The following is a 24,630-nucleotide window of genomic DNA, read 5'->3' on the forward strand; positions in this document are numbered from 1 at the left end:
CCCTTTTTTTTGGGTATTATTATTTTCTCTTCCGTACTATACACCCCGGCTATAAATGATATAGTGGTTATAGTTAACCCCTTTCTTATTATGAAATCGTATTAAGCGATTGCCCCAGTGCGCTAAATCGGATGGAGTGGCATGAAACTACAGCAGCTTCGCTATATCGTTGAGGTGGTGAACCACAACCTCAACGTCTCTTCCACTGCAGAAGGTCTTTATACCTCTCAGCCCGGCATCAGTAAGCAGGTTCGTATGCTGGAAGATGAGCTGGGCATTCAGATTTTTGCCCGCAGCGGTAAACATCTCACCCAGGTGACACCAGCAGGCCAGGAGATCATCCGCATTGCCCGGGAAGTACTCTCCAAAGTCGATGCGATTAAATCGGTAGCGGGGGAGCATACCTGGCCGGATAAAGGCTCGCTCTATATCGCCACCACCCATACCCAGGCACGTTATGCGCTGCCGGGGGTAATTAAAGGCTTTATTGAGCGCTACCCGCGCGTATCCCTGCACATGCATCAGGGATCGCCTACTCAGATCGCCGAGGCGGTCTCAAAAGGCAATGCCGATTTCGCCATCGCCACTGAGGCGCTGCACCTTTATGACGATCTGGTAATGCTGCCGTGCTATCACTGGAACCGTTCCATCGTGGTGACGCCTGACCATCCGCTGGCGGGCAAGGGGAATGTCTCTATCGAAGAGCTGGCCCAATATCCGCTGGTCACCTACACCTTCGGCTTTACCGGCCGCTCTGAGCTAGATACTGCCTTTAATCGCGCCGGGCTTACTCCGCGCATCGTCTTTACCGCCACCGACGCCGACGTCATTAAGACTTACGTTCGCCTGGGTCTGGGGGTGGGGGTGATTGCCAGCATGGCAGTAGATCCGGTCTCCGATCCGGATCTTGTGCGTCTTGACGCGCACGATATTTTCAGCCACAGCACGACTAAGATAGGCTTTCGCCGCAGCACCTTCCTGCGAAGCTATATGTATGATTTTATTCAACGCTTTGCGCCGCATTTAACCCGTGACGTCGTGGATACTGCGGTCGCGCTGCGCTCTAATGAAGATATCGAGGCGATGTTTAAAGATATTAAGCTCCCCGAAAAATAATTCCTGCCGGTATCTTTCCCCGCGGAAAGATACCGATATATCTCCCTTTAGCGAAATTAGAATTATCATCATCTGCGCCGGTTCATCACCCCGATACATTTTGCCGCGTTTCTCTTTTACCGTCGTCAGGCTGCGACAAAAGTAGAAACGAATTTCCCGCTTCGCAAATTCTGCGTTTCAATAATTTATTTCTGGTCAAAAGATTGAATATTTCACTGGACGGATTGGTAAATTCGCTGGCTTTTTAGCTAAAGTTTCTTTAGGATTTATCTCAAGACATGATTGCTTGTACCGATTGTTTGGTTGAAAATGATAAGCAGAATCGATTGTATGAGGTTAGTAATGCCAGCAGGAAGTGAAGAACCGCAAAGGGACCCGGAGCTCAAACGTAAAGCCTGGCTGGCGGTATTCCTTGGCTCTGCCCTGTTTTGGGTGGTTGTGGCACTGTTAATCTGGAAATTTTGGGGATGACAATGACCGTTCAGGTGCGTTTTGCGTCGGTTAAAAAAATGTGTCACTCCGGTGATGCCAGCCGTAAGGTGCGCATAGCGCCCTCCACGCAACTGCCGTCCACCTGGAAATTGTCGCCGCAGCAGCAGGCCTTTATCGATCTGTTCGCTGACGACGAACCTAAAAAACAATAATCACAGCCAACGCCTTATTTGCAGTTTATTCTCGCTGCGCTTTTGTACTCGTTAATTAATACATATCAGCAATAAAGAATCGGGGATGACCCCGGCGGTTTATTTAACTTCTGGTGTAACGATATGAATACCCTACAGAGCGTAAAATACTGGTCCTGGCTCGGCGCTTTCAGCGTGTCGATCCTCTTCTGGTGCCAGCTTCTCTGGCTGGCGACACACTAACCCGCAAAACCTCGCTCCGGCGAGGTTTTTTGTTTGTGGTGATTCAGAGATTTCCCCAATTTTATCAATATGGGTTGTTATCAAAACGTTACGACATCTTTGTGTTATCTTTAATTACAGCCTCGACGTTTGTCGGGGTATCCCTGTAATAAAGGAGGAGCTTATGTCGTTAACCCTACGCGAAGCCAGTAAGGACACGCTGCAGGCCGGGAACAAAACCTATCACTATTACAGCCTGCCGCTGGCCGCCAGGACGCTTGGGGATATCGCGCGTTTACCCAAGTCTCTGAAAGTCTTACTCGAAAATCTGCTGCGCTGGCAGGATGGTGAATCCGTTACGGAAGAGGATATCCGGGCCCTGGCGGGATGGCTTGAAAAGGCGCACGCTGACCGGGAGATCGCCTACCGCCCGGCGAGGGTGCTGATGCAGGATTTTACCGGCGTACCTGCCGTGGTCGATCTCGCGGCCATGCGTGAAGCCGTGAAACGCCTCGGCGGCGATACCGCCAAAGTGAACCCGCTTTCCCCCGTCGATCTGGTGATCGACCACTCTGTTACCGTTGACCACTTCGGCGATGACGATGCCTTTGAAGAGAACGTCCGCCTGGAGATGGAACGTAACCACGAACGTTACATGTTCCTGAAATGGGGGCAGCAGGCGTTCAGCCGTTTCAGCGTCGTACCGCCAGGTACCGGCATCTGCCACCAGGTGAATCTGGAATATCTCGGCAGGGCGGTCTGGAGCGAACTCCAGGATAAAGAGTGGGTCGCCTATCCGGACACCCTCGTCGGCACCGACTCCCATACCACCATGATTAACGGCCTTGGCGTACTGGGCTGGGGGGTAGGGGGAATCGAAGCGGAAGCGGCGATGCTGGGGCAACCGGTCTCCATGCTTATCCCGGATGTCGTTGGCTTTAAGCTGATGGGCAAGCTGCGAGAGGGCATTACCGCCACTGACCTGGTGCTGACCGTGACCCAGATGCTGCGTAAACATGGCGTGGTGGGTAAATTTGTCGAATTTTACGGTGACGGTCTCGACTCCCTGCCGCTGGCGGATCGCGCGACCATCGCCAACATGGCGCCGGAGTATGGCGCAACCTGCGGATTCTTCCCCATCGATGCCGTCACGCTGGACTACATGCGTCTGAGCGGGCGCAGCGAAGAGCAGGTCGCGCTGGTGGAGGCCTATGCGCAGGCGCAGGGCATGTGGCGTGAGACGGGCGACGAGCCGGTCTTTAGCAGCACGCTTGAGCTGGATATGGGCGACGTTGAGGCGAGCCTGGCCGGGCCGAAGCGTCCTCAGGATCGCGTGGCGCTTGGCGATGTACCGCGCGCTTTCACCGCCAGTACCGAGCTGGAGGTCAACGCCTCGCCGAAAGATCACCATCCTGTTGACTATACAATGAACGGTCATCCTTATCAGCTGCCCGATGGCGCGGTGGTCATTGCGGCTATCACCTCCTGTACAAACACCTCCAACCCCAGCGTGTTGATGGCAGCGGGACTGCTGGCGAAAAAAGCGGTTACGCTGGGCCTGAAACGCCAGCCGTGGGTAAAAGCGTCTCTGGCGCCCGGCTCGAAGGTGGTATCCGATTATCTCGCCCAGGCGCGGCTGACGCCTTATCTGGATGAGCTGGGCTTTAATCTGGTGGGCTATGGCTGCACCACCTGTATCGGGAACTCCGGACCGCTGCCGGAACCGATCGAACAGGCGATCCGTCAGGGCGATCTGACGGTCGGCGCGGTACTCTCGGGGAACCGAAACTTTGAAGGACGTATTCATCCGCTGGTGAAAACCAACTGGCTCGCCTCGCCGCCGCTGGTGGTCGCCTATGCGCTGGCCGGGAATATGAATATCAATCTGACAAGCGATCCGATCGGCCACGACCGTAAAGGCGATCCCGTTTATCTGAAGGATATCTGGCCTTCGGCGGAAGAGATTGCCCGGGCGGTGGAGCAGGTTTCTACCGATATGTTCCGCAAAGAGTACGCCGAAGTCTTCGAAGGCACCGAGGAGTGGAAGTCCATCGAGGTGGCGCGCTCCGATACCTACGACTGGCAGGACGATTCCACCTATATCCGCCTCTCGCCTTTCTTTGACGATATGCTGGCGGAGCCGAAACCGCTGGTGGATATCCACGGCGCACGGGTGCTGGCCATGCTTGGCGACTCGGTGACCACCGACCATATCTCGCCTGCGGGCAGCATCAAGGCGGAAAGCCCGGCGGGACGCTATCTGCAAAGCCGTGGCGTCGAACGTGGGGATTTCAACTCCTACGGTTCACGACGCGGTAATCATGAAGTCATGATGCGCGGTACCTTTGCCAACATCCGTATCCGCAACGAGATGGTGCCGGGAGTGGAAGGGGGCATGACGCGACACCTCCCGGAGAGTGAGGTCATTTCCATCTATGACGCCGCCATGAAATATCAGCAGGAGGGGACGCCGCTGGCGGTCATTGCCGGTAAAGAGTATGGCTCTGGCTCAAGCCGTGACTGGGCGGCGAAAGGGCCGCGTCTGCTGGGCGTTCGCGTGGTGATTGCCGAATCGTTTGAACGTATTCACCGCTCTAACCTGATCGGGATGGGGATCCTGCCGCTGGAGTTTCCGCAGGGTGTGACGCGCAAGACGCTGGGGTTAACCGGGGAGGAGCAGATTGATATCAGCGACCTGCAGGCGCTTGAGCCGGGCTGTACCGTGCCGGTGCAACTGACCCGCGCCGACGGCACTCGCGAAACGCTGCCGTGCCGCTGCCGTATCGATACCGCAACGGAACTGACCTACTACCGCAACGACGGTATTCTGCATTATGTGATCCGCAGTATGCTGAACTAAGGCGGGTAATGCGCAGGAGCGGGGCCGGGGGAGACTTCTCCCGGCCCTGTTTTTTTATTTATCGAGCAGATGGCCCATCTTGGCGGCTTTGGTATCAAGGTAGTGCGCGTTATTGGGGTTACGCCCCACAATCAGCGATACGCGTTCAACAATGTTGATGCCGGCTTCGGTGAGAATCTCCACCTTGCGGGGATTATTGGTCAGTAACCGCACCTCATCCACGCCAAGCAGCTTGAACATGTCGGCGCAGAGGGTAAAGTCGCGCTCGTCTGCGGCAAAGCCGAGCTGGTGGTTTGCTTCCACGGTATCGTAGCCCTGATCCTGGAGCGCATAGGCGCGGATTTTATTCAGCAGCCCGATGTTACGTCCTTCCTGACGATGGTAGAGCAGTACGCCGCGCCCCTCTTCAGCGATGCGGGAGAGTGCCGCCTCCAGCTGGAAACCGCAATCACAGCGCAGGCTAAAGAGGGCATCGCCGGTCAGACATTCTGAATGGACGCGCGCCAGCACCGGCGTCTGCCCCGAAATGTCGCCAAATACTAACGCGACGTGATCCTGCCCGGTTGCCAGTTCTTCAAATCCCACCATCAGGAAGTCGCCCCAGGGGGTTGGCAGGTTGGCTTCTGCCACACGTTTAAGCTGCATGTGATTCTCCAGAGTATGCTGACACGTTTCGTGTCTGTTGCCCTTTGGCTTTTCCGCTATTTTGCCACAAGCGACAGTTGTCACCTAGTCACCGTCATGCTACCCGATGGTTAAACGCACAATCCGACATATCAACGCGACTAAACAATTTCAGTTATGATTGTTGGATTAGGTGAAAAAGGAGAAGTCATGCTTGCAATTGTCCGTCGCACCGCGGCAGGAGCCGCCATTTTACTGATTATGCCTCTCATCGTATGGCTGTCGGGCTGGGCGTGGGAGCCCGGACATGATACCGGCTGGCTCAAACTGCTCTACGCCATCACCGAGACGGTGACCCAGCCCTGGGGCATCATCACCCATGGGGTGCTCTGCGCCTGGTTCCTCTGGTGCCTGCGTTTTCGACTGCGGCCCGCGATTGTGCTTTTTGCGATCCTTGCCTGCGCGATCCTTGCCGGGCAAGGGGTGAAATCATGGATGAAAGGATGGGTTCAGGAGCCGCGGCCTTTTGTCGTCTGGCTTGAAAAAACGCATCATATTCCGGTAGATACCTTCTACACTTTAAAACGTAAAGCGCGCGGCGAACTGGTCAAAGAGCAGCTTGCGCAGGAACAAACCATCCCCGCGTTTCTTCGCAAACACTGGCAAAAAGAGACGGGATTCGCTTTTCCTTCCGGCCACACGATGTTTGCCGCAAGCTGGGCGATGCTGGCGATAGGGCTACTTTGGCCCCGGCGTCGCACCCTTACCATCGCTATTGTGCTGGTATGGGCGATAAGCGTGATGGGTAGCCGACTGCTGCTGGGGATGCACTGGCCGCGCGATCTGGTTGTGGCCACGCTGCTCTCCTGGCTGCTTGTCACCTGTGCCACATGGCTCGCGCAACGGCTATGCGGCCCACTCACGCCGCCGCCGCAGGAAGACAAAGAAATAGCCCAACGGGAGGAAGAGGGCGTCTGACGGTTGATATTCGTCGCATAGCCCATAGATCCTCTACGAACGCGTCACTTTTTCCGTTTCGCGTTCGTCACTAAAATGGTAGTTTATAGGGCTGATTGCGGTAAGTTGGACAGACTTTATTCGCTTGAACCACATAACGGGAAGTAATGTGAAATATTTACTCATTTTCTTACTGGTATTGGCGATTTTCGTCATTTCCGTCACGCTGGGTGCGCAGAACGATCAGCAGGTTACCTTCAACTATCTGCTGGCGCAGGGTGACTATCGGATCTCCAGTCTGCTTGCCGTGTTGTTTGGCGCAGGATTCGTAATCGGCTGGCTTATCTGTGGTCTGTTCTGGCTGAAAGTCCGTGTTTCTCTTGCCCGCGCGGAGCGTAAAATCAAACGTCTTGAACAAAATATTGCGCCTTCGAACGATGTACCGGCGACTGTACCGGTAACGAAGGAATAATCGACCATGCTGGAGTTGTTGTTTCTGCTTTTGCCTGTAGCGGCAGCCTATGGCTGGTATATGGGCCGCAGAAGTGCGCAACAAACAAAGCAGGACGAGGCTAACCGACTCTCCCGTGACTATGTCGCAGGGGTCAACTTCCTCCTGAGTAACCAACAGGATAAAGCGGTCGATCTCTTCCTGGATATGCTCAAGGAGGATACCGGCACGGTGGAGGCCCACCTGACGCTGGGCAACCTGTTCCGTTCGCGTGGTGAAGTCGATCGCGCGATCCGTATTCACCAGACGCTGATGGAAAGCGCCTCCCTGACCTACGATCAGCGTCTGCTGGCCGTTCAGCAGCTGGGCCGCGACTATATGGCGGCAGGCCTTTACGATCGCGCCGAAGATATGTTCAACCAGCTCACCGACGAAACCGACTTTCGTATCAGCGCGCTGCAGCAGCTGCTGCAAATTTACCAGGCCACCAGCGACTGGCAGAAGGCCATCGATACCGCTGAGCGTCTGGTTAAATTAGGTAAAGACAAACAGCGCGTGGAAATTGCCCACTTCTACTGCGAGCTGGCGTTGCAGCAGATGGGCAATGACGATATGGAAAAGGCGATGGCGCTGCTGAGAAAAGGGGCGGCCGCCGATCGCAACAGCGCGCGTATCTCCATCATGATGGGGCGCGTCTATATGGCGAAAGGGGAGTACGCCAGAGCGGTGGAGTGTCTGCTGCGCGTCATTGAGCAGGATAAAGAGCTGGTAAGCGAAATCCTGGAGATGCTTCAGGCATGCTATCAGCACCTCGGAAAAGAAGAGGAGTGGGTCGCCTTTTTACGCCGCGCCGTGGAGGAAAATACCGGCGCGACGGCGGAGCTGATGCTGGCTGACGTTGTCGAACGTCATGAAGGGAGCGAAACGGCGCAGGTATACATCAACCGCCAGCTTCAGCGGCACCCAACCATGCGCGTCTTTCACAAGCTGATGGACTATCACCTGAACGACGCGGAAGAAGGGCGCGCCAAAGAGAGCCTGATGGTGTTGCGCGATATGGTGGGCGAGCAGGTCCGCAGCAAGCCGCGCTATCGCTGCCAGAAATGCGGCTTCACCGCCTACTCGCTCTACTGGCACTGTCCCTCCTGTCGGGCGTGGTCCACCATCAAGCCTATTCGCGGCCTGGATGGGCAGTAATTTTTTAAAAGCGCCCATTTTAGTTACAACATACTATTGTCAAAGCGGATATCACCGCAGCATCGTGCCACCACGCGTCTGGCAGGAGAGAAATCGCGCCTGTCATTTTTGGCGGCTGACAGGTAGAATGCTCGCCGTTTATCTGTCCCGCGCCGCCCGGCGCCCATAGACGAAAAGGGCTGGTCATGACCTCAGTAAATTCCTCCTCTTCCCGCGTAGTAACCGCATCTCCGGTCGTTGTCGCGCTCGACTATAACAATCGCGACAGCGCGCTGGCGTTCGTCGATCGTATTGACCCGAGCGACTGCCGCCTCAAGGTCGGTAAAGAGATGTTTACCCTGTTCGGCCCGCAAATCGTGCGCGACTTGCAGCAGCGTGGTTTTGACGTTTTCCTTGATCTGAAATTCCATGATATCCCGAACACCACGGCCCATGCGGTTGCGGCTGCGGCGGAGCTTGGCGTCTGGATGGTGAATGTCCACGCTTCCGGCGGCGCCCGCATGATGGCTGCCGCCCGCGAAGCGCTGCTGCCATTTGGTAAAGAGGCGCCGCTGCTGATCGCGGTCACCGTCTTAACCAGCATGGAGGCGAGCGATCTGGCGGACCTGGGGATAACACTCTCTCCGGCGGACCATGCGGAACGACTGGCTCGACTGACCCAAAACTGTGGCCTCGATGGGGTAGTCTGCTCAGCTCAGGAGGCGGTGCGCTTCAAACGCGAGCTCGGGCATGGCTTCAGGCTTGTCACCCCGGGTATTCGCCCACAGGGGAGCGAGGCGGGCGATCAGCGCCGCATTATGACGCCGCAGGAGGCGCTTTCCGCCGGAGTGGATTATATGGTGATTGGCCGACCGGTTACACAGTCCGCCGATCCAGCGCAGACGCTGAAAGCCATTAACGCATCACTGAGCAAGGGGGCATAATGAGCGATTCAAACAGCCGTCTGGTCTATTCGACTGAGACCGGACGTATTGACGAGCCGAAAGCCGCTACAGAGCGCCCTAAAGGTGACGGCATTGTCCGGATTCAGCGTCAGACCAGTGGGCGTAAGGGTAAAGGGGTCTGCCTGATTACCGGCATTGATGCCGATGATGCCACCCTGGCCAAAATCGCGGCGGAGCTAAAAAAGAAATGCGGCTGCGGTGGGGCAGTTAAAGAGGGCGTTATTGAAATTCAGGGCGACAAACGCGATCTGATAAAGACTTTGCTTGAAGCGAAAGGGATGAAGGTCAAACTGGCGGGGGGATAATCGTTCGGTTGTGGCCTGAAAAGATAAAGCCACGGCATCAGGCCGTGGCTTTAGTATTCACTGCCAGCGCGTTATTTACCGACCTGATGACCGATAATACCACCCACTGCTGCACCACCTAAGGTACCCAGGGTGCTACCATCTGTTAACACTGCACCACCCAGCGCACCAGCACCCGCGCCGATAGCGGTGTTACGGTCACGTTTGGACCAGTTAGAACATGCGCTCAAAGACATTGCCAGAGTGACGGCCAGTACAGCTGCGGTTAATTTTTTGCTGGTTAAAATCATAATACTTTCTCCTGAATAAACGATCCATGGAAATAAGTTCATTTTAAGTATAGACAATTTAAATACTTAAAGCCTTTTTTCCATGTAACCTGGTCGCGCAGGCGATTAAAATCACGCAGGTGATAATGACTTCCTGTTATATCGCTGAAAATAATTTTAATTTTTTCGCTTTGAAACAACAGGTAAATAGTCTTAAAGAAATGCCAGGAAAAATCTCAGAAAGCGTCAAAAGAGCCTGCACCCGCGGCGGGTGCAGGCGCAGCGGAAAAGAAGCGTATTAATGTGGGCTGGCGACGATATCCACCTGTAGGCCATCGTGCTGCAGCCGGGCGCGATGCTCCTCTTTAAGACGATCGTCGGTGATCACCCGGCTGAAGCGGGCAAGCGGCCCCAGGGTGTAAGGGTGTACCGCGCCGAATTTCGAGCTATCGGTAAGCACAATGGTTTCGCAGCCTTTCTCCAGCACCGCATTGACCACATCGGCACGCATCATATCGCGGCCCGTAAAACCCGTTTCGGGCTGCCAGCCATCGATGCCGATAAACGCCTTGCTGAAATGCACCTGCTGGACATACTGGCGGGTCAGCGGACCGACCATGCTTTCGCTCTTTTTCTGGTAGATCCCGCCAAGCAGAATAACCTCGCAGCGCGTCTCTTTCAGCAGATGGGCAATATAGCTGCTGACCGTAACAATGGTCACCTCTTTCTGCTCCGCCAGCGTTCGTGCCAGAAGAGCGTTACTGCTGCCGTTCTCAATAAAGACCGTCTCGCCGTTACTCACCAGCGAGGCGGCAAACTCCGCCAGCTCGCGCTTGAGGGCAAAGTTATTCATCATGCGCGTCTCCACATCTTCGCTGTCCAGAGGGACAGCGTAGCCGTGGGCGCGGCGCAAATAACTCTGTTTTTCCAGCACGTTCAGATCCTGGCGAATGGTCACCTCTGACACGCCGGTCGCTTTCGCCAGATCGACCACGCTCACGCGCCCCTGGTCGATCACCATCTGCAAAATAATTTGTTGTCGGGAATTCATAGCATCCATATTGGCGCGGCTGATGCCGCGTGTTGAAAAATCAAGAGAAGGTTTACACTTCCCACGGCGCTTTCGGTGGCGTGGAATCGGAAGGGTTACCTCTATTCACCTGCGCCAGCAGTTCAGATTTGAGGATCTCAAGATTACGTATGGCCGAGTGATAATCGCCCGCAACCAGAATATCCAGCACCGTATCAATACGTTGTGCTACCTGTCGTGCGTCAATGTCAGACATCCGTTACTCCTCAAAGCAAAAAGTTAATGATTTCAATGATGCTAAAATTGCCGACAAAAGAGAAGGGAAAAATGCCCCCAGGTAATTACATAAATGGAAGTGATAAATTTCATCCAATTTCGCGAGGCTTCTGAGCGGTGGATTAGTCTAAAACTGCGCGCAAGGCGCTTTTTTATATGAGGAAAAAGGCTATGACACTGACTAATCAGACCACCTGCAGACTGTTTACCGATTCTGAACGATTCACCCAGCTTGCGGGTTATTATGAAGAGGAGCGGCGTACCGTCTGGATGATGTTACGCGCGCAGCCGCGCCCCAGCTTCAATCACGCGCTCATCGAGGAGATCATGAACCTTTCGTGGCTGGTGCGCCAGTCCGGTTTTAAGGTGGATTTCTGGGTCACCGGCTCGCTGGTACCCGGTATGTATAACGCGGGCGGCGATCTGCGTTTTTTCGTGGAATGTATTCAGAACGGCCGCCGCGAAGCGCTCCGCGCCTATGCCCGCGCCTGCGTTGACTGCGTCCATGCCGCGTCACGCGGATTTGATACCGGCGCCGTAACGCTGGCGATGGTGGATGGCAGCGCGCTGGGGGGCGGTTTTGAGGCAGCGCTGGCCCATCATTTCGTGCTGGCGCAACGCGATGCGCGGCTGGGCTTCCCCGAGATCGCTTTTAACCTCTTTCCGGGGATGGGCGGCTATTCTCTGGTGGCGCGCCGGGCGGGCATGAAGCTGGCGGAGGAGTTGATCTACAAAGGAGAGTCCCATACGGCGGAGTGGCATGAGCAGCGCGGGCTGGTGGATCAGCTTTTCGAACCCGGCCAGAGCTATGTGGCGCTGCGTACCTTCATCGATACGCTTCAGCCGAAGCTTAACGGCGTCAGGGCGATGCTTCGCGCCCGTCAGCGCGTATTGCAGCTTCCCCGCAGCGAGCTGATGGATATTACCGAGGATTGGGTGGATGCCGCTTTCTGTCTGGATCCTAAAGATATCGCCTACATGGAGCGGCTGGTGGCGCTACAGACTCGCCATCACGCTGTGGGTATGCGCAAGGCGAGCTAGCGCATTTGTTTAGCCTGATACCGTTTCAACCAACGCTCGAAGGCGGCAGCGGGCATCGGTTTAGCAAATAAAAAACCCTGCCGTTCATTGACGCCATTCTTGGTCAGAAAGGCGTCTTCTTTCGCGCTCTCCACCCCTTCGGCAATCACCTGTAAATTGAGCGCCTGTGCGACGGCAACAATGGCGCGCACCAGCGACTGGGAAACCGACTGCTTATGGATATCCCTGACAAAAGCCTGGTCAAGCTTAATGGCGTCGATAGGAAAACGGGCAAGCTGGGAGAGGGAAGAGTAACCCGTCCCAAAGTCATCGAGGTGGATCTGCGCCCCGAGGCTACTGAACTGCTGGATCACCGACAGAGCCTGCTCTTCATTCTCGATAAGACAGCTCTCCGTCAGTTCCACGTCGATGGGGCAGTATTCAAAATTAAGATCGCTCAGCGCCTGCTTTAAGTCGCTGAAGATGGTCTGATCCGCCAGCTGACGGGCAGAAACGTTCACCGCCACCCGCAGCTGAATGCCCTTATCGCGCCACTTCGCGACCTGGCGCACCACGTCCAGCATTACCCAGCGTCCAAGCGGGACAATCAGGCCCGACTCCTCCGCGTAGGAGATAAACTCCATAGGCGGAATCAGCCCGCGCTCCGGCGACTGCCAGCGCACCAGCGCCTCCAGGCTTCTTATCTCCCCGCGCCAGGTGATCTTCGGCTGATAGTGGATTAACAGCTGATCCTTCTCCAGGGCCTTACGCAGGTTGGTATCCAGCCAGAGATACTCAAAAACCCGCTGGTTCATCTCCGGCGAAAATACGCAAAACTTGCCGCGCCCGCTCTCTTTGGCCGTATACATTGCCGTATCGGCATTACGGATGACGCTCTCCCGGTCGGTGCCGTGCTGGGGAGCCAGCGAAATCCCCAGCGAGCAGCCGGTGTAAACCTCTATAAGACCGATGCGGAAGGGCTGGCGCAGGCGCGTCAGGATGCGCGACGCCATCGCCTCCAGCGAACTTTGCGAGGTGCGGGTGGCGAGCACGATAAATTCGTCCCCGCCCAGGCGAGCAAGCACCTGACCCTCCTCCAGACAGCTGAGAATGGCCAGCGCAACGGCCTGCAGCAGCTGATCGCCAAACATATGTCCGTAGGCGTCGTTGACCTTTTTAAAATTATCCAGATCCAGGTAAACGATTCCCACCTGGCTCTCGTCCCGGGTGGCGATGGCGTCGCTGATCAGTTCATGAATGGCGTTGCGATTGGGCAAGCCGGTAATGGTGTCGGTATTGGCCAGCACGCGCAGGCGCTCCTGCGCGCGCCGCTCTTCGGTGATATCGGTGCCTGAACAAATCAGAAAAATTTCGTTTTTACCGCTACCGCTGTGGACAAATTTATTCCTGAAGAGGAACAGCCGCTGGCCTTTGCGCGTTTTGATCCAGCGTTCCACCTCGTAGGAGCTGCCGTTGCGAAAAAAACCGGTAATATTGCGTCGGGATGCCGCCGCCTCGCTGCGGCTCATAAATAACTTAAAGACGTTTTGCCCGATCACCTCCTGCTCCTTGAGGCCGGTATACTCTTCGCTGAGCCGGTTGAAGCGCTGGATATTGCCCTGCTGATCGAGGATCACGATAACCGAGTTGGCCTCGGAGACGACCTGCTCCGCAAAGGAGAGCCCCTGAACCAGATCGCGCGCGACGGAGGGCGTATCGTTCCAGGCGGAGGCGGTGCCCGCCCATTCGGTTTTAGTGATTTTCCGGCCCACCAGATGGACCGGAATTTCCGCGCCGTAAAGGGAGATCGTCATGGTAATGCTGGAGGTAATAACGGTCAGCTGCCGAATCTGATCGGCCTGCTCGTCGCGCAGCGCCACCACCTGAGAGCTGTCGGCGCTTTCGCTGGCGGAAAGATGCAGCGCGTTGCTGTCAGTGGTCAGACGCCACCAGGGGCTATGGGTGCCCATATAGCGGAACAGTAAATTATGCTCCAGATCGTCAATCATGCTCTCTCCCGGACGACTAACAGCGCAATGGCAAAGTTATTCGATTCTGCCGAAGCCTACCGGCACGCAGCCGATAGCAACCCGATGTTCTGGCGTGGATTATTTTAAAAGCGAGAAACGGCGACGCTACACCCACTGCATAAACATGCCGGACTTTGCTGAAAAACTTTTATCTCACTGTAGATAATTGTGAGCGGTTTTGCGGCGTTGCGAGGGAAATATTAAGAAAAAGTGATGAATACGAAATTTATGCGCCGGAGAAAGGCTGGCCATTCCGGACGGAATGGCCAGGGAGAGGGCGTTTAGAGAGCAGGGCGCGCAATGATGCTGCGCGTCTCCATACGCACTTCAGCGATGGTGACATCGATGACGTCGGTCACCTTAAAGACGGTTTCGCCTTTGATCTGAACGGAGCCGTTTTCCTGACTGCAGACCAGCTCGTCGCGAACCGCATGCAGGAACGGGGCAGGGATAAAGGCGACCGCGCCGTTATCCACCAGGCGAACGCGCATACCGCCGCGGCTGATATCAATGATTTCAGCGGCAAAGCGGGTATCGCTTCCGGCCTTGTCCTTCAGGAAGCGGGCATAGAGCCAGTCGCCCACGTCGCGCTCCGCCATGCGGTTGAGCCGACGGCGCTCCGCCATCTGCAGGGTGGTTTCATCCTGCGGACGGGGGATGGACTCGCCTTTAATAATCGCTTTCAGCAGACGATGGTTCACCATATCGCCATACTTACGAATCGGTGAGGTCCAGGTGGCGTACGCTTCCAGCCCCAGACCAAAGTGCGGCCCCGGCTCGGTGCTGATTTCGGCAAAAGACTGGAAACGGCGAATGCGGCTGTCGAGGAAACCAGAAGGCTGAGCATCCAGTTCACGGCGCAGCTTGCAGAAGCCCTGCAGCGTCAGCACCTCTTGCGGATCAACGTGAACGTCGTGGGTTTTCAGCAGAGCGGCCAGCGCTTCGCTGTTAGCCGGGTCGAAGCCGGTATGAACGTTATAGATACCAAAGCCGAGCTTGTCGCGCAGCACGCGTGCGGCGCAGATATTGGCTGCAATCATCGACTCTTCAACGATGCGGTTGGCAATGCGGCGCGGCTCAGCGACGATATCCAGCACTTCACCTTTTTCGCCCAGCACAAAGCGGTAGTCTGGACGGTCTTTAAAGACCAGCGCGTGGGTTTGACGCCACTCGCTGCGGCTCAGGCAGACGCGGTGCAGCAGGCGGATCTGCCCGGCAATGACGTCGTTCTCCGGCGCCCAGCTGCCGCTGTTCTCCAGCCAGTCAGAAACTTCGTCATAAACCAGCTTGGCTTTCGATTCGATGGTTGCGGCGAAAAATTCCACATCCTCCTCGATCGTGCCATCCGTGGCGATGGTCATGCGGCAGGCCAGCACCGGACGTACTTCACGGGGGCGCAGCGAGCAGAGATCGTCAGAAAGCTCGCGCGGCAGCATCGGGATGTTAAAGCCCGGCAGGTAGTTGGTGAAGGCGCGCACTTTCGCGCTCTCATCCAGCTTGCTTCCTTCGGCAATCCACGCGGTAGGATCGGCAATCGCAACGGTAAGGTGCAGTTTGCCGTCGCTCCCTTCTTCAACGTAGAGCGCATCATCCATATCTTCGGTGCTGGCGCTGTCGATGGTGACAAACGCCAGAGCGGTCAGGTCGCGACGCTCCAGCCCTTCGTCGAGCATTTCGGTGGCCACGCCGTCCGGGGCCTCTTTTTCGAGATTGTGACGGGCAAGGGTCACCCACCACGGCACGAAGTGATCGTCTCCGAAGGTGATGAACTGGGTCAGCTCGGCATAAAAGCCGCGATCGCCTTTTAAAGGATGACGGCGCATTTCCGCAACCGCCCAGTCGCCCTCTTTGAAATCATGTTCAACGCCACGCGCAGCGCGGCAGGGGATGGAATCTTTCAGCAGCGGATGGTCTGGCACGATAGAGAGTCGATCGTCTTTTTTATGTACCTTCCCCACAAAGCGGGTGAGGAACGGTTCGATCAGCGCTTCAGGTTCAGCGGATTCACGCTCTTTTTCAGTGTGGATCACTGCCGTGATGCGATCGCCATGCATCACTTTCTTCATCTGCGGAGGCGGGATGAAGTAGCTTTTCTGCGCGTCAACCTCAAGGAAGCCAAAACCCTTTTCCGTGGCTTTTACGACCCCTTCTGCACGCGGCGTCTGGGAATGCAGTTGCTGTTTTAGCTGCGCTAGCAGCGGGTTGTCCTGAAACATAGTGTTCTTTTTCGTAGCCATTGAGCGGCTGACAGTTTTACGCGAATCTCGCTGCTTCAGCAAGCGCTGTTTAGGTAAATAGTATGGTTATTCGCCGCCGCGCAGGCCAACGCGCAGGCGGGCGAGCCAGCCGCGATAGCCAATTCCCGCCAGCAGGCCGAATGCCTCTCCGTCACTCATTCCCTCCTGTCGCAAAAGCGCAAAATGCGCGGCGCTAAAGCGATCGGGGGAGATGAGCAGAAGCTCCAGCGGTTCGCTAAGAGGCTGCGTGAGCGCCGGGCGAAGACCGCTCTGCAGGAGGGCGCCGGTGAGGTCGAGGCTCCCGACGTCGTGGCAGAGCACCGGCGTTAGCGCACGCAGTTCTGGCTCTGCCTGCCAGCGCACCAGCGCCTCATTTTGCGCCGCCGTGGCGTAGCGAAGCTCCACCGGGGGAAGCGCGGAGGCGACCATCTCGTCGTTAAAGGGATGCGTATGGGGCTGGATAGTGTGGCCGGGCAGCCAGCGTACCGGGTAGCCCAGCAGCGCCTGGCCCGCGGCCACCGTCCGCGCCTGAAAGCCGGTAAAGCCGATAATCTGGTTGAGAAGAATGATGTCATTTGTCGTCAGCCCCACCTCATCCAGCTGCTGCTGCGCCCGGGCGTCGATAACGTCGGGAGAAGAGGCAAGCTGACGGGCGTACTGGGTCATCTGGGCGAGGCGTCGGTTACTTTCGCGGGAGGAGTCCGGGCCGGGAAGCGGGGCGAGAAGGGCGGCATAGTAATTACAGAGCCGCTGTACGCCGCAGGCCTGGGCAACGGTCAGCGCGGCGCTGACTCTGTCATAGGCGCTGAGGGTACAGAGTCGGGTAACCGGCAGATCGAGCGGAAAAAGGTGGATGCACAGCGCTCTGGCGGGAGCGAGCCAGTCGCCACTGGCGACGAAAATTCCGTCAGGGATGGCTAAATCCAGCAGGAAGCGGTCATTAACGCGCGCCGCTTCGGGCACCAGGGGGAGCACATCCGCAGGACTCCTGCTCGACTGGGTTTCATGATACCAGTGGCCTTTGCCGGCAAAACGGCGTTGTTCCATGGGCTTTCCTTGATCTCAACATAGCGATCGTTATCCTGGCGTAACACACAGGTACGGAAAAAGATTGTTAGGTGATAACAAATAGCGGAACGGAATAACGCGGGGGCAGGAGAAAAACGCCCTTCCGAAGAGGAAGGGCGATGGAGATTATTTCAGTTCAAGCTCGTTCATGGCCGCGATGCTAAAGCCGCCGTCAACGTGAACCACTTCGCCGGAGATACCCGCGGAGAGATCGGAGCAGAGGAATGCAGCGGAGTTACCCACATCTTCGATGGTAACGGTACGACGAATCGGGGTTACCGCTTCGCAGTGCGCCAGCATTTTACGGAAATCTTTGATGCCGGATGCCGCCAGGGTGCGGATCGGGCCAGCAGAGATCGCGTTAACGCGCACGCCTTCCGGCCCCATCGCGTTCGCCATATAGCGCACGTTCGCTTCCAGAGATGCTTTCGCCAGACCCATTACGTTATAGTTAGGGATAGCACGCTCGGCGCCCAGGTATGAGAGGGTCAGCAGCGCAGCGCCCGGATTCAGCAGGCTGCGGCAAGATTTTGCCATCGCGACAAAGCTGTAGGAGCTGATATCGTGCGCGATTTTAAAGCCTTCGCGGGTTACCGCATTAACATAGTCACCATCCAGCTGATCGCCCGGGGCGAAACCGATGGAGTGAACGAAACCGTCAAATTTCGGCCATGTTTTTGCCAGTTCAGCAAACATGCCGTCGATGCTTTCGTCTTTGGCTACGTCGCATTCCAGCACGATGCTGGAGCCCAGCTGCGCGGCGAACTCTTCCACACGGCCTTTCAGCTTGTCGTTCTGGTAGGTGAACGCCAGCTCAGCGCCTTCGCGGTGCATAGCCTGTGCGATACCGTAGGCGATGGAGAGCTTGCTGGCAACGCCAGTCACCAGAATGCGCTTACCGGAAAGAAAACCCATAGCTTTAATCCTTATATTCATTGCTTGTTTTTGCCTTGTAAATCATAGCATTACAGGCAGTATTTCAAAATCATTCGAAATTAGCCCGAAATTATATCCCACTCTCTGCCCTTTGTGTCACGCTATTTCTCATTCATTACCGTGACTTGCCTTCTGACAGGCCATTTCATCGGGCGGTTTCGCAGGATTGTTCGGGGTACGGACAGGGAAGCTATCCGCTTCGCCGCAGGAAGGGGACTGGCCTGTCGATATCGTCTGGCATTCGATGAGTATATCACCGGGCTTCAGGTTAGCCTCCTCCAACCAGCGCGGAGAATGCGGTTTTTCTTTTCACAAAAGGGTTCAGGGACCGCTTTTTTCTGAAATTAACGCGCTGTAACTATTACATACAAGGAATTTAAATCATGTGGCAATTTTAAAATAACCTTTATTTATCGTGAGTCACAATAAGCGGTAAGACATTTAATTTTATGTTTTTGCGCAAAATATTTTTTAGTTCTTTTGGGGTGATTATATTTTTCTGGACCCTGCTGCGGATAATTTTCTCCTGCCGCTTGGCTCTGTTCAAATTCCCGATCATAATTAATTGCTCCTGTAGTCCAATAATGGAGAATTATATGAACAAGAATTATCAGAACTGTATTGAGCTTTGCTATAAATGTGCTGCTGCCTGCGACAACTGCGCGACCTCCTGCCTGGGTGAAGAAAACGTAGCGATGATGGCTAACTGCATCCGCACCGATATGGAGTGCGCCGCCCTGTGTCGCCTCTCCGCCCAGCTAATGGCGATGGACAGCCAGTACAGTGCAGAGCTCTGCAAGCTCTGCGCAACCGCCTGTGAAGCCTGCGCGCAGGAGTGCGCCCGCCACGAACATGAGCATTGCCAGTATTGCGCGAAGATGTGCCGCGAATGTGCTGAAGCCTGCCATCAGATGGCTGCGTAATGAAAAACCGCCATTAGCTTAACGGGGTAGAGCAAGGAGATTCTTCCTCTCTGGGTCGAGGTTCGAATCCTCGATGGCGGACCAATTTTCTGATGCCTGCATTATTATTTTCGCGCCGCAACGTCTGGCGCATTGAAATAGGCCAGGCCGACAGGAACGCGATTATTAACACGATCCTGGCATACGCGTAAATAAAAGCCTGAGTTACCTCAGGCTTTTATTTATCGGCGTTTTACCGATCCTTACGCCAGGCATCGGCGGTCAGCGCTTCACCAAAATGACCGGCAATCAGCCGTTTTGTCAGATCGTGCAGAGGTGAGGCGAGGACATCCGCCGTGCTGCCGCGCTCCACCACTTCTCCCTGATGCATCACCAGTACCTGGTCGCTGATATGTTTCATCATTCCGAGATGCTGGGTGACATAGATATAGGAAATACCCTGTTTCTCCTGCAACTCCAGCATCAGGTTAATCAGCTGCGAGCGCATCGACATATCCAGCGAGGCCAGCGCTTCGTCAGCGATAATCACCTTCGGGCGCAGAATCAGCGCCCGTGCCAGCCCCAGACGCTGTTTCTGACCCGGCGCCAGCATGTGCGGGTAATAGCTGACGTGATCCGGCAGGAGGCCAACCATGCGTAGCGTCTCCACTATCCGCTTGCGGCGGGCTTCTGGCGCCAGATCGGTGTTCAGCCGCAGCGGGAAGTCGAGGATCTGCGAGATGCGCTGACGCGGATTAAGGGAGGTGGAAGGATCCTGAAAAATCATGCGGATGCGCTGGCTTCTGAAGGAGTAGTCGCCAAACGACAGCAGGTGGTCATCAATCACCACCTCGCCAGCGCTTGGCTCCACCATGCCAGCAAGCATCTTGGCCAGCGTCGATTTTCCTGAACCGTTTTCACCGATAATCGCCAGCGTCTGTTTTTCCCGCAGGGTGAAGCTGAGCGGCTTCACCGCCTCCACCAACTGACGATGGAACAGGCCGGTGCGATAGCGGAACGTTTTCGCCAGGTTACGCACTTCCAGCAGCGTTTCTACCATCTCACTCTTTCTCCATGTTCAGCGGGAAATGACAGGCGAAAAGGTGATTCTTTGCGCCAGCAAGCCGGGGCGTTTCGATGCATTTGCGCTGGGCGTAAGGGCAGCGTGGCCCCAGACGGCAGCCTATGGGCAGCGATTCCAGCAGCGGAATCGCCCCCGGCAGCGTGTTCAGGCGGCTTTTATGCGGCATGGGGCTGCCAAAATCGGGGATAGCGCGGATCAGCGCCTGCGTGTAAGGGTGGTGCGGAATCGCAATCAGCTCCTCGCTGCCGGCGGTCTCGACCGTCTGCCCGCAATACATTACATCGATCTTATCCGCCCATTTGCTCAGCATCTGCAGGTCATGGCTAATCAGCAAAATGGTGGTGTTGTTGTTCTGGTTAAGACGCGTCAGCAGACGGAAAATCTGCGCCTGGGTGGTCGGCTCCATGGCGTTGGTCGGTTCATCCGCAATCAGCAGACGCGGCTGGTTCGCCAGCGCAATGGCGATCATCACCTTCTGACACTCGCCATCGGTCAGCTCATAGGGAAAGCTGCGCATCGCATCCTTATGATCTTTTATGCCGACGCGGTGCAAAAGTTCGATGGCGCGACGCTTGCGCCAGCCAAAGCGCTGCCACCAGCGCCCCTTGTAGGTCCAGCCGGGGATATTCTGCATCAGCTGTTTACCCACGCGCTCGGAGGGGTCGAGACAGGATTGCGGCTCCTGGAAGATCATGGAGACGTTATGGCCCACCAGACGACGGCGTTCACGCTGCGACAACCGCAGCAGATCGATATCATCGAAGCGCATCCTGTCCGCCGTCACGCGCCAGTTATCTTTGGCAACGCCACATATCGCCTTGGCGATCAGGCTTTTACCGGAGCCCGATTCGCCCACCAGCCCGCGTATTTCCCCTTCGCTAAGGGTTATGCTGACGCGGTCGACCGCTTTAACCCAGCCTTCAGAGGTCTTAAATTCGATGGTCAGGTTGCGGATATCAAGTAACGGCATTATTCCACCCCCGCGTTGATGGCCCGGCGGATACCATCGCCCAGCAGATTTATCAGCAGTACGCTGACCATAATGGCCGCGCCCGGCAGCATGACCGTCCAGGGGGCGACGTAGATAAGTTCCAGCGCGTCGCCCAGCATGGCGCCCCATTCCGGTGACGGAAGCTGGGCACCCAGGTCGAGAAAGCCGAGCGCGGCGATATCGAGAATCGCCATCGACAGCGCGCGGGTGATCTCCGTGACCAGACCCGCCGCAATGTTCGGCAGAATGGCAAACCAGAGAATATTGAGCGTGGTGGCGCCGTCGAGTCGCGCGGCGACGACATACTCTTTTTCCAGCTCGTCATGAACCATGCTGTAGACCGAACGAACCATGCGCGGCAGCAGCGCCAGCCAGACGGCGAACATAGCGTGCGACAGATGCGGCCCGGCAAAGGCGACCACGATAATCGCCAGCAGCAGGGAAGGGATGGAGAGCAGGGTATCGAGAATATGGTTCAGCACCGCCGAGCGCAGGCCGCGCGTGGCCCCCGCGACGATACCCAGCGCCAGCCCGCAGAGCGTGGCGGCCAGCGTCACCATAAATGCGCCCCCGACGGTGGGCGCCGCGCCGCTGAGCAGGCGGCTCAGCACATCACGCCCCAGATCGTCGGTGCCTAAAAAGAACGACACTTCCCCGTAGCGCGACCAGGAGGGCGGCAGCAGCTGATAGCCGAGAAACTGCTGATCGATACCGTAAGGCGCAAACCATCTGCCAAAGAGGCAGAGCAGCGCCAGCCCGCCGCAGCCGTAGAGGCCAATCATCGCCGGGGCGTCACTATAAAACTTGCGCCAGACGGTGCGTAGCGCGCCGGGGGTACGCTTTTCTCTGTAGACGCTATCGTAGGGCATACCATTCCTTATGTTTCAACGGGTTGGCCATAGCACCCAAAATATCGGAAATCACGTTAACAATAATGACCAGCGAACCAATCACCATCACACCGGCTGAGATAGCGGCGTAGTCCTGCTGACGAATGGCGTTGATCAGCCAGCGGCCCAGCCCGGGCCAGCTAAAGACCATCTCGGTGATCATCGCCAGCGTCAGCATGGTGGAAAATTGCAGGCCCAGGCGGGGGATGACCGGCGGCAGCGCATTATGCAGCACGTGGCGGCGCAAAATGGTGAGGCGCGACAGCCCGCGCGTGGCGGCGGCTTTGACGTAGTTTTGATCAAACACCTCGATGGTGCTGATGCGCATCAGGCGGATCACCTCGGTGGTGGGGGCGACGGCAAGCGTCAGAACCGGCAGCACCATATGGCTAACGGCGCTGACAATCATCTCGTGACGCCAGGGAGAGTCGGAGAGCCAGGCATCGATGATGGCGAATCCGGTCACGCTTTTAACCGTGTACAACAGATCAAAACGCCCGGAGACCGGCAGCCAGCCAAGCGTCAGGGAGAAAAAGAGCGTCAGCAGCAGCGCCAGCCAGAACACCGGGATGGAAAAGCCAATCAGCGCCAGCGCGCTGATGAGCTTGTCCTGCCATTTATTACGCGTGATACCCGCCAGCATACCCACCGGGATACCCACCAGCAGGGCAAAGCTGAACGCCAGGATGCAGAGCTCCATGGTCGCCGGAAAGACCTCTTTCAGCTGCTCGGAGATAAGCTGGCCGTTAATGCTTGAGACGCCAAAATCAAAATGCAGAACCCCTTCAAACCAGAAGAGCCACGCATCTCCCAGGGAGGAGCCCTGTAGCGGCGCGTGCGGAGTAAAATAGCTCAGGCTAAAGCCGACAAAGGTCAACAGAAAGAGGGTGACCAGCAACAGCAGCAGACGACGCAGGGTAAAAATGATCATGGTTTTTTCGCCTCTTCTACTTCTTTTACTTCTTTCTCGCGCGACACCCCGGCAAACGAGGCGTTACCGAACGGGCTCAGTACCAGTCCCTTAATATCGTAACGGTAGGCCTGCAGACGCAGCGAGGAGGCCAGCGGCAGAATGGGGAGCTCGGTCGCCAGAATATCCTGCGCTTCATCGTAGGCCTCAATGCGGGAGGCGAGCTGCTGGGAGGAGAGCGCTTTCTGCAGCACGCTATCGAACTGGCGGTGACACCAGTGCGCGTAGTTGGTCTGCGAGTCGATGGCGGCGCAGCTCAGCAGCGGCCGTAAAAAGCTGTCAGGATCGTTACTGTCGGTCGACCAGCCTGAAAGGGTCAGGTCGTGATTCATATCCATCAGACGCGCTTCCTGAAAGCGGCCCTCCACGGGGACGATGACTACGTTCACGCCCACCTGAGCCATATCCGCCTGGATAAGCTCGGCTGTCTTTAACGGGCTCGGGTTCCACGCCTGGGAGCTGGTAGGCACCCACAGCTGGAGCGTCAGATTGTCGGCGCCCAGGGCATGAAGCTGTTCCCGCGCTTTCGCCGGATTATATTCCGTGATTGTCGCTTCGCTGTCGTAGGCCCACGAGGCGCGGGGCAGGATCGAGGCGGCCGTTTCGGCGGTACCGTAGTAGATCGACTGCATCAGCCGCTGATTATTAATCGCCAGCGCCAGCGCGTGGCGCACCGCCGGATTGTTGAGCGGCGGCTTATTGGTATTGAAGGCCAGGTAGGCGATGTTCATGCCGGGGCGCAGCGTCAGGCGCAGACGCGGATCGTCGCGCAGGATGGTGAGCTGGCTGGCCGCAGGCCAGGCGAGGACGTCGCATTCGCCGGTTAACAGTTTTGAAATCCTGCCGGTGCCGCCGGAGCCGAGATCGACCACCACCTGCGGCATCAGCGGTTTGCCGCGCCAGAAATGGTCGTGGCGTTGCAGGCGAATATACTGGCCCGCACGATACTCCTCCAGCTGGAACGGGCCGGTTCCCACCGGCTGACGATCAAGCTGTTCCTGGCGGTCCTGCTTCGCCAACTGCGTTGCATATTCTGCGGACATCACCGACGCGTAGTGGGTGGCAAGATGCCAGAGGAAGGAGGCATCCGGGCGCGCGAGGGTAAATTCCACGGTATGGCTGTCGATTTTACGCACGCTTTTTACCGTATCGGCAAATTGCAGGCTGTCAAAATAGGGGAAGGCGTCGCCGTTGACGTTATGCCAGGGATGGTTGCGATCAAAGATACGCTGGAAGGTAAAGACTACGTCGTCGGCGTTGAGCCTGCGGCTCGGTTTAAACCAGGGGGTGGTCTGGAACTGCACATCTTTTCGCAGATGAAAGCGGTAGCTGGCGCCGTTATCCAGCACCTCCCAGCTCTCCGCCAGTTCAGGCACCAGTCGATAGGTATAGGGATCAACATCCAGCAGACGATCGTAAAGCTGGGCGGCAAGGGTGTCGACGATCAATCCGCTTCCTGCCTTTTGCGGATTGAAGGTATTCACCTGTCCGTTGACACAATAGACGAAGCCGCTGTCGCGGATATCAGGCAGCGCTTCCTGCTGCGGGGCAGCAAAAGCCTGGCCGCTGAACAGGCAGAGCGCAATCAGAGACGATAAAACCAGACGCATATTTTTTAAGGTTTTTAG

25 protein-coding genes and 1 tRNA gene are annotated in these 24,630 nt (G+C 56.5%); 13 read left to right on the forward strand and 13 right to left on the reverse strand.

What is annotated here, in order from left to right:
* Window positions 1-141: 141 nt before the first annotated feature.
* The 5 genes from cysB (at window position 142) to acnA (ending at window position 4,821) form a co-directional block, all read left to right on the forward strand.
* Window positions 142-1,116, forward strand: a complete 975-nt coding sequence (gene cysB, locus BN3796_RS14130; RefSeq protein ID WP_061709000.1) for an HTH-type transcriptional regulator CysB — start codon at window positions 142-144, stop codon at window positions 1,114-1,116.
* A 330-nt stretch (window positions 1,117-1,446) separates the two neighbouring features.
* Entirely contained in the window at window positions 1,447-1,587 is a 141-nt protein-coding gene (locus tag BN3796_RS14135; protein ID WP_222860381.1) for a YmiA family putative membrane protein, read from the forward strand.
* On the forward strand, window positions 1,584-1,760 hold the full coding sequence (locus tag BN3796_RS20745) for a hypothetical protein (protein ID WP_155848010.1): 177 nt from the start codon (window positions 1,584-1,586) through the stop codon (window positions 1,758-1,760). The genes BN3796_RS14135 and BN3796_RS20745 overlap by 4 nt, the downstream gene beginning before the upstream one ends.
* Window positions 1,761-1,883: 123 nt before the next feature.
* On the forward strand, window positions 1,884-1,982 hold the full coding sequence (gene ymiC / locus BN3796_RS20995) for a small membrane protein YmiC (protein ID WP_061709002.1): 99 nt from the start codon (window positions 1,884-1,886) through the stop codon (window positions 1,980-1,982).
* A gap of 163 nt (window positions 1,983-2,145) precedes the next feature.
* Window positions 2,146-4,821 (forward strand): aconitate hydratase AcnA, encoded by a 2,676-nt coding sequence (gene acnA / locus BN3796_RS14150; RefSeq protein ID WP_061709003.1) that lies wholly within the window; start codon window positions 2,146-2,148, stop codon window positions 4,819-4,821.
* Between the two features lie 54 nt (window positions 4,822-4,875).
* Here acnA and ribA read toward each other — a convergent pair whose 3' ends face one another.
* Window positions 4,876-5,466, reverse strand: a complete 591-nt coding sequence (gene ribA, locus BN3796_RS14155; protein ID WP_061709004.1) for a GTP cyclohydrolase II — start codon at window positions 5,464-5,466, stop codon at window positions 4,876-4,878.
* Between the two features lie 189 nt (window positions 5,467-5,655).
* Here ribA and pgpB point away from each other — a divergent pair, with 189 nt between their 5' ends.
* The 5 genes from pgpB (at window position 5,656) to yciH (ending at window position 9,299) form a co-directional block, all read left to right on the forward strand.
* Entirely contained in the window at window positions 5,656-6,423 is a 768-nt protein-coding gene (gene pgpB / locus BN3796_RS14160; RefSeq protein WP_061709005.1) for a phosphatidylglycerophosphatase B, read from the forward strand.
* Window positions 6,424-6,571: 148 nt separating this feature from the next.
* Window positions 6,572-6,874, forward strand: a complete 303-nt coding sequence (locus tag BN3796_RS14165) for a LapA family protein (RefSeq protein ID WP_061709006.1) — start codon at window positions 6,572-6,574, stop codon at window positions 6,872-6,874.
* Between the two features lie 6 nt (window positions 6,875-6,880).
* The gene (gene lapB / locus BN3796_RS14170; RefSeq protein ID WP_061709007.1) at window positions 6,881-8,050 is read left to right on the forward strand and encodes a lipopolysaccharide assembly protein LapB; all 1,170 of its coding nucleotides are present in this window, start codon (window positions 6,881-6,883) and stop codon (window positions 8,048-8,050) included.
* Window positions 8,051-8,235: 185 nt separating this feature from the next.
* Window positions 8,236-8,973: an orotidine-5'-phosphate decarboxylase gene (pyrF, locus tag BN3796_RS14175; protein ID WP_061709008.1), complete on the forward strand. Its 738-nt coding sequence runs from the start codon at window positions 8,236-8,238 to the stop codon at window positions 8,971-8,973.
* Window positions 8,973-9,299, forward strand: a complete 327-nt coding sequence (gene yciH / locus BN3796_RS14180; protein ID WP_061709009.1) for a stress response translation initiation inhibitor YciH — start codon at window positions 8,973-8,975, stop codon at window positions 9,297-9,299. Before pyrF ends, yciH begins: the two co-directional genes overlap by 1 nt.
* Before the next feature lie 71 nt (window positions 9,300-9,370).
* Here the strand turns inward: yciH and osmB are convergent, their stop codons facing one another.
* From osmB to BN3796_RS14195, 3 genes are all read right to left on the reverse strand, one after another.
* On the reverse strand, window positions 9,371-9,589 hold the full coding sequence (osmB, locus tag BN3796_RS14185; RefSeq protein ID WP_061709010.1) for an osmotically-inducible lipoprotein OsmB: 219 nt from the start codon (window positions 9,587-9,589) through the stop codon (window positions 9,371-9,373).
* A gap of 277 nt (window positions 9,590-9,866) precedes the next feature.
* Window positions 9,867-10,619: a DNA-binding transcriptional regulator YciT gene (gene yciT / locus BN3796_RS14190; RefSeq protein WP_061709011.1), complete on the reverse strand. Its 753-nt coding sequence runs from the start codon at window positions 10,617-10,619 to the stop codon at window positions 9,867-9,869.
* A 52-nt stretch (window positions 10,620-10,671) separates the two neighbouring features.
* Window positions 10,672-10,854, reverse strand: a complete 183-nt coding sequence (locus tag BN3796_RS14195; protein ID WP_061709012.1) for a YciZ family protein — start codon at window positions 10,852-10,854, stop codon at window positions 10,672-10,674.
* A 191-nt stretch (window positions 10,855-11,045) separates the two neighbouring features.
* Between BN3796_RS14195 and BN3796_RS14200 the strand changes: the two genes are divergently transcribed.
* Window positions 11,046-11,915, forward strand: coding sequence for a crotonase/enoyl-CoA hydratase family protein (locus BN3796_RS14200; RefSeq protein WP_061709013.1), 870 nt, complete (start codon window positions 11,046-11,048; stop codon window positions 11,913-11,915).
* Here the strand turns inward: BN3796_RS14200 and pdeR are convergent.
* The 4 genes from pdeR to fabI form a co-directional block, all read right to left on the reverse strand.
* Complete coding sequence (gene pdeR, locus BN3796_RS14205) at window positions 11,912-13,903, reverse strand: cyclic di-GMP phosphodiesterase (protein ID WP_061709014.1); 1,992 nt, start codon at window positions 13,901-13,903, stop codon at window positions 11,912-11,914. The genes BN3796_RS14200 and pdeR overlap by 4 nt on opposite strands.
* Before the next feature lie 302 nt (window positions 13,904-14,205).
* Window positions 14,206-16,140, reverse strand: a complete 1,935-nt coding sequence (locus BN3796_RS14210; RefSeq protein ID WP_061709015.1) for an exoribonuclease II — start codon at window positions 16,138-16,140, stop codon at window positions 14,206-14,208.
* Window positions 16,141-16,227: 87 nt separating this feature from the next.
* On the reverse strand, window positions 16,228-17,208 hold the full coding sequence (locus tag BN3796_RS14215) for a hypothetical protein (protein ID WP_061709016.1): 981 nt from the start codon (window positions 17,206-17,208) through the stop codon (window positions 16,228-16,230).
* 147 nt (window positions 17,209-17,355) lie between these two features.
* Window positions 17,356-18,144 (reverse strand): enoyl-ACP reductase FabI, encoded by a 789-nt coding sequence (gene fabI, locus BN3796_RS14220; protein ID WP_061709017.1) that lies wholly within the window; start codon window positions 18,142-18,144, stop codon window positions 17,356-17,358.
* Between the two features lie 617 nt (window positions 18,145-18,761).
* Between fabI and BN3796_RS14225 the strand changes: the two genes are divergently transcribed.
* Window positions 18,762-19,088, forward strand: a complete 327-nt coding sequence (locus BN3796_RS14225; protein WP_061709018.1) for a four-helix bundle copper-binding protein — start codon at window positions 18,762-18,764, stop codon at window positions 19,086-19,088.
* Window positions 19,089-19,095: 7 nt separating this feature from the next.
* Window positions 19,096-19,172 (forward strand) — tRNA-Lys (locus BN3796_RS14230).
* Between the two features lie 148 nt (window positions 19,173-19,320).
* Here BN3796_RS14230 and sapF read toward each other — a convergent pair.
* From sapF to sapA, 5 genes are read right to left on the reverse strand one after another with little or no spacing between them, the layout of a single operon-like run.
* A complete protein-coding gene (gene sapF, locus BN3796_RS14235; protein WP_061709019.1) occupies window positions 19,321-20,127 on the reverse strand; it encodes a putrescine export ABC transporter ATP-binding protein SapF in 807 nt (268 codons plus the stop codon).
* Between the two features lies 1 nt (window position 20,128).
* Window positions 20,129-21,121 carry a putrescine export ABC transporter ATP-binding protein SapD gene (gene sapD, locus BN3796_RS14240; RefSeq protein ID WP_061709020.1) on the reverse strand — a complete coding sequence of 331 codons (993 nt, stop codon included), beginning with the start codon at window positions 21,119-21,121 and terminating at the stop codon, window positions 20,129-20,131.
* Window positions 21,121-22,011, reverse strand: coding sequence for a putrescine export ABC transporter permease SapC (gene sapC, locus BN3796_RS14245; protein ID WP_061709021.1), 891 nt, complete (start codon window positions 22,009-22,011; stop codon window positions 21,121-21,123). The genes sapD and sapC overlap by 1 nt, the downstream gene beginning before the upstream one ends.
* A complete protein-coding gene (gene sapB, locus BN3796_RS14250; RefSeq protein WP_061709022.1) occupies window positions 21,998-22,963 on the reverse strand; it encodes a putrescine export ABC transporter permease SapB in 966 nt (321 codons plus the stop codon). The genes sapC and sapB overlap by 14 nt, the downstream gene beginning before the upstream one ends.
* The gene (sapA, locus tag BN3796_RS14255; RefSeq protein ID WP_061709240.1) at window positions 22,960-24,612 is read right to left on the reverse strand and encodes an ABC transporter substrate-binding protein SapA; all 1,653 of its coding nucleotides are present in this window, start codon (window positions 24,610-24,612) and stop codon (window positions 22,960-22,962) included. Before sapA ends, sapB begins: the two co-directional genes overlap by 4 nt.
* Window positions 24,613-24,630: the final 18 nt, after the last annotated feature.

Origin of the sequence: Pseudenterobacter timonensis, from assembly GCF_900021175.1 — a bacterium.
Taxonomy (GTDB): domain Bacteria; phylum Pseudomonadota; class Gammaproteobacteria; order Enterobacterales; family Enterobacteriaceae; genus Enterobacter; species Enterobacter timonensis.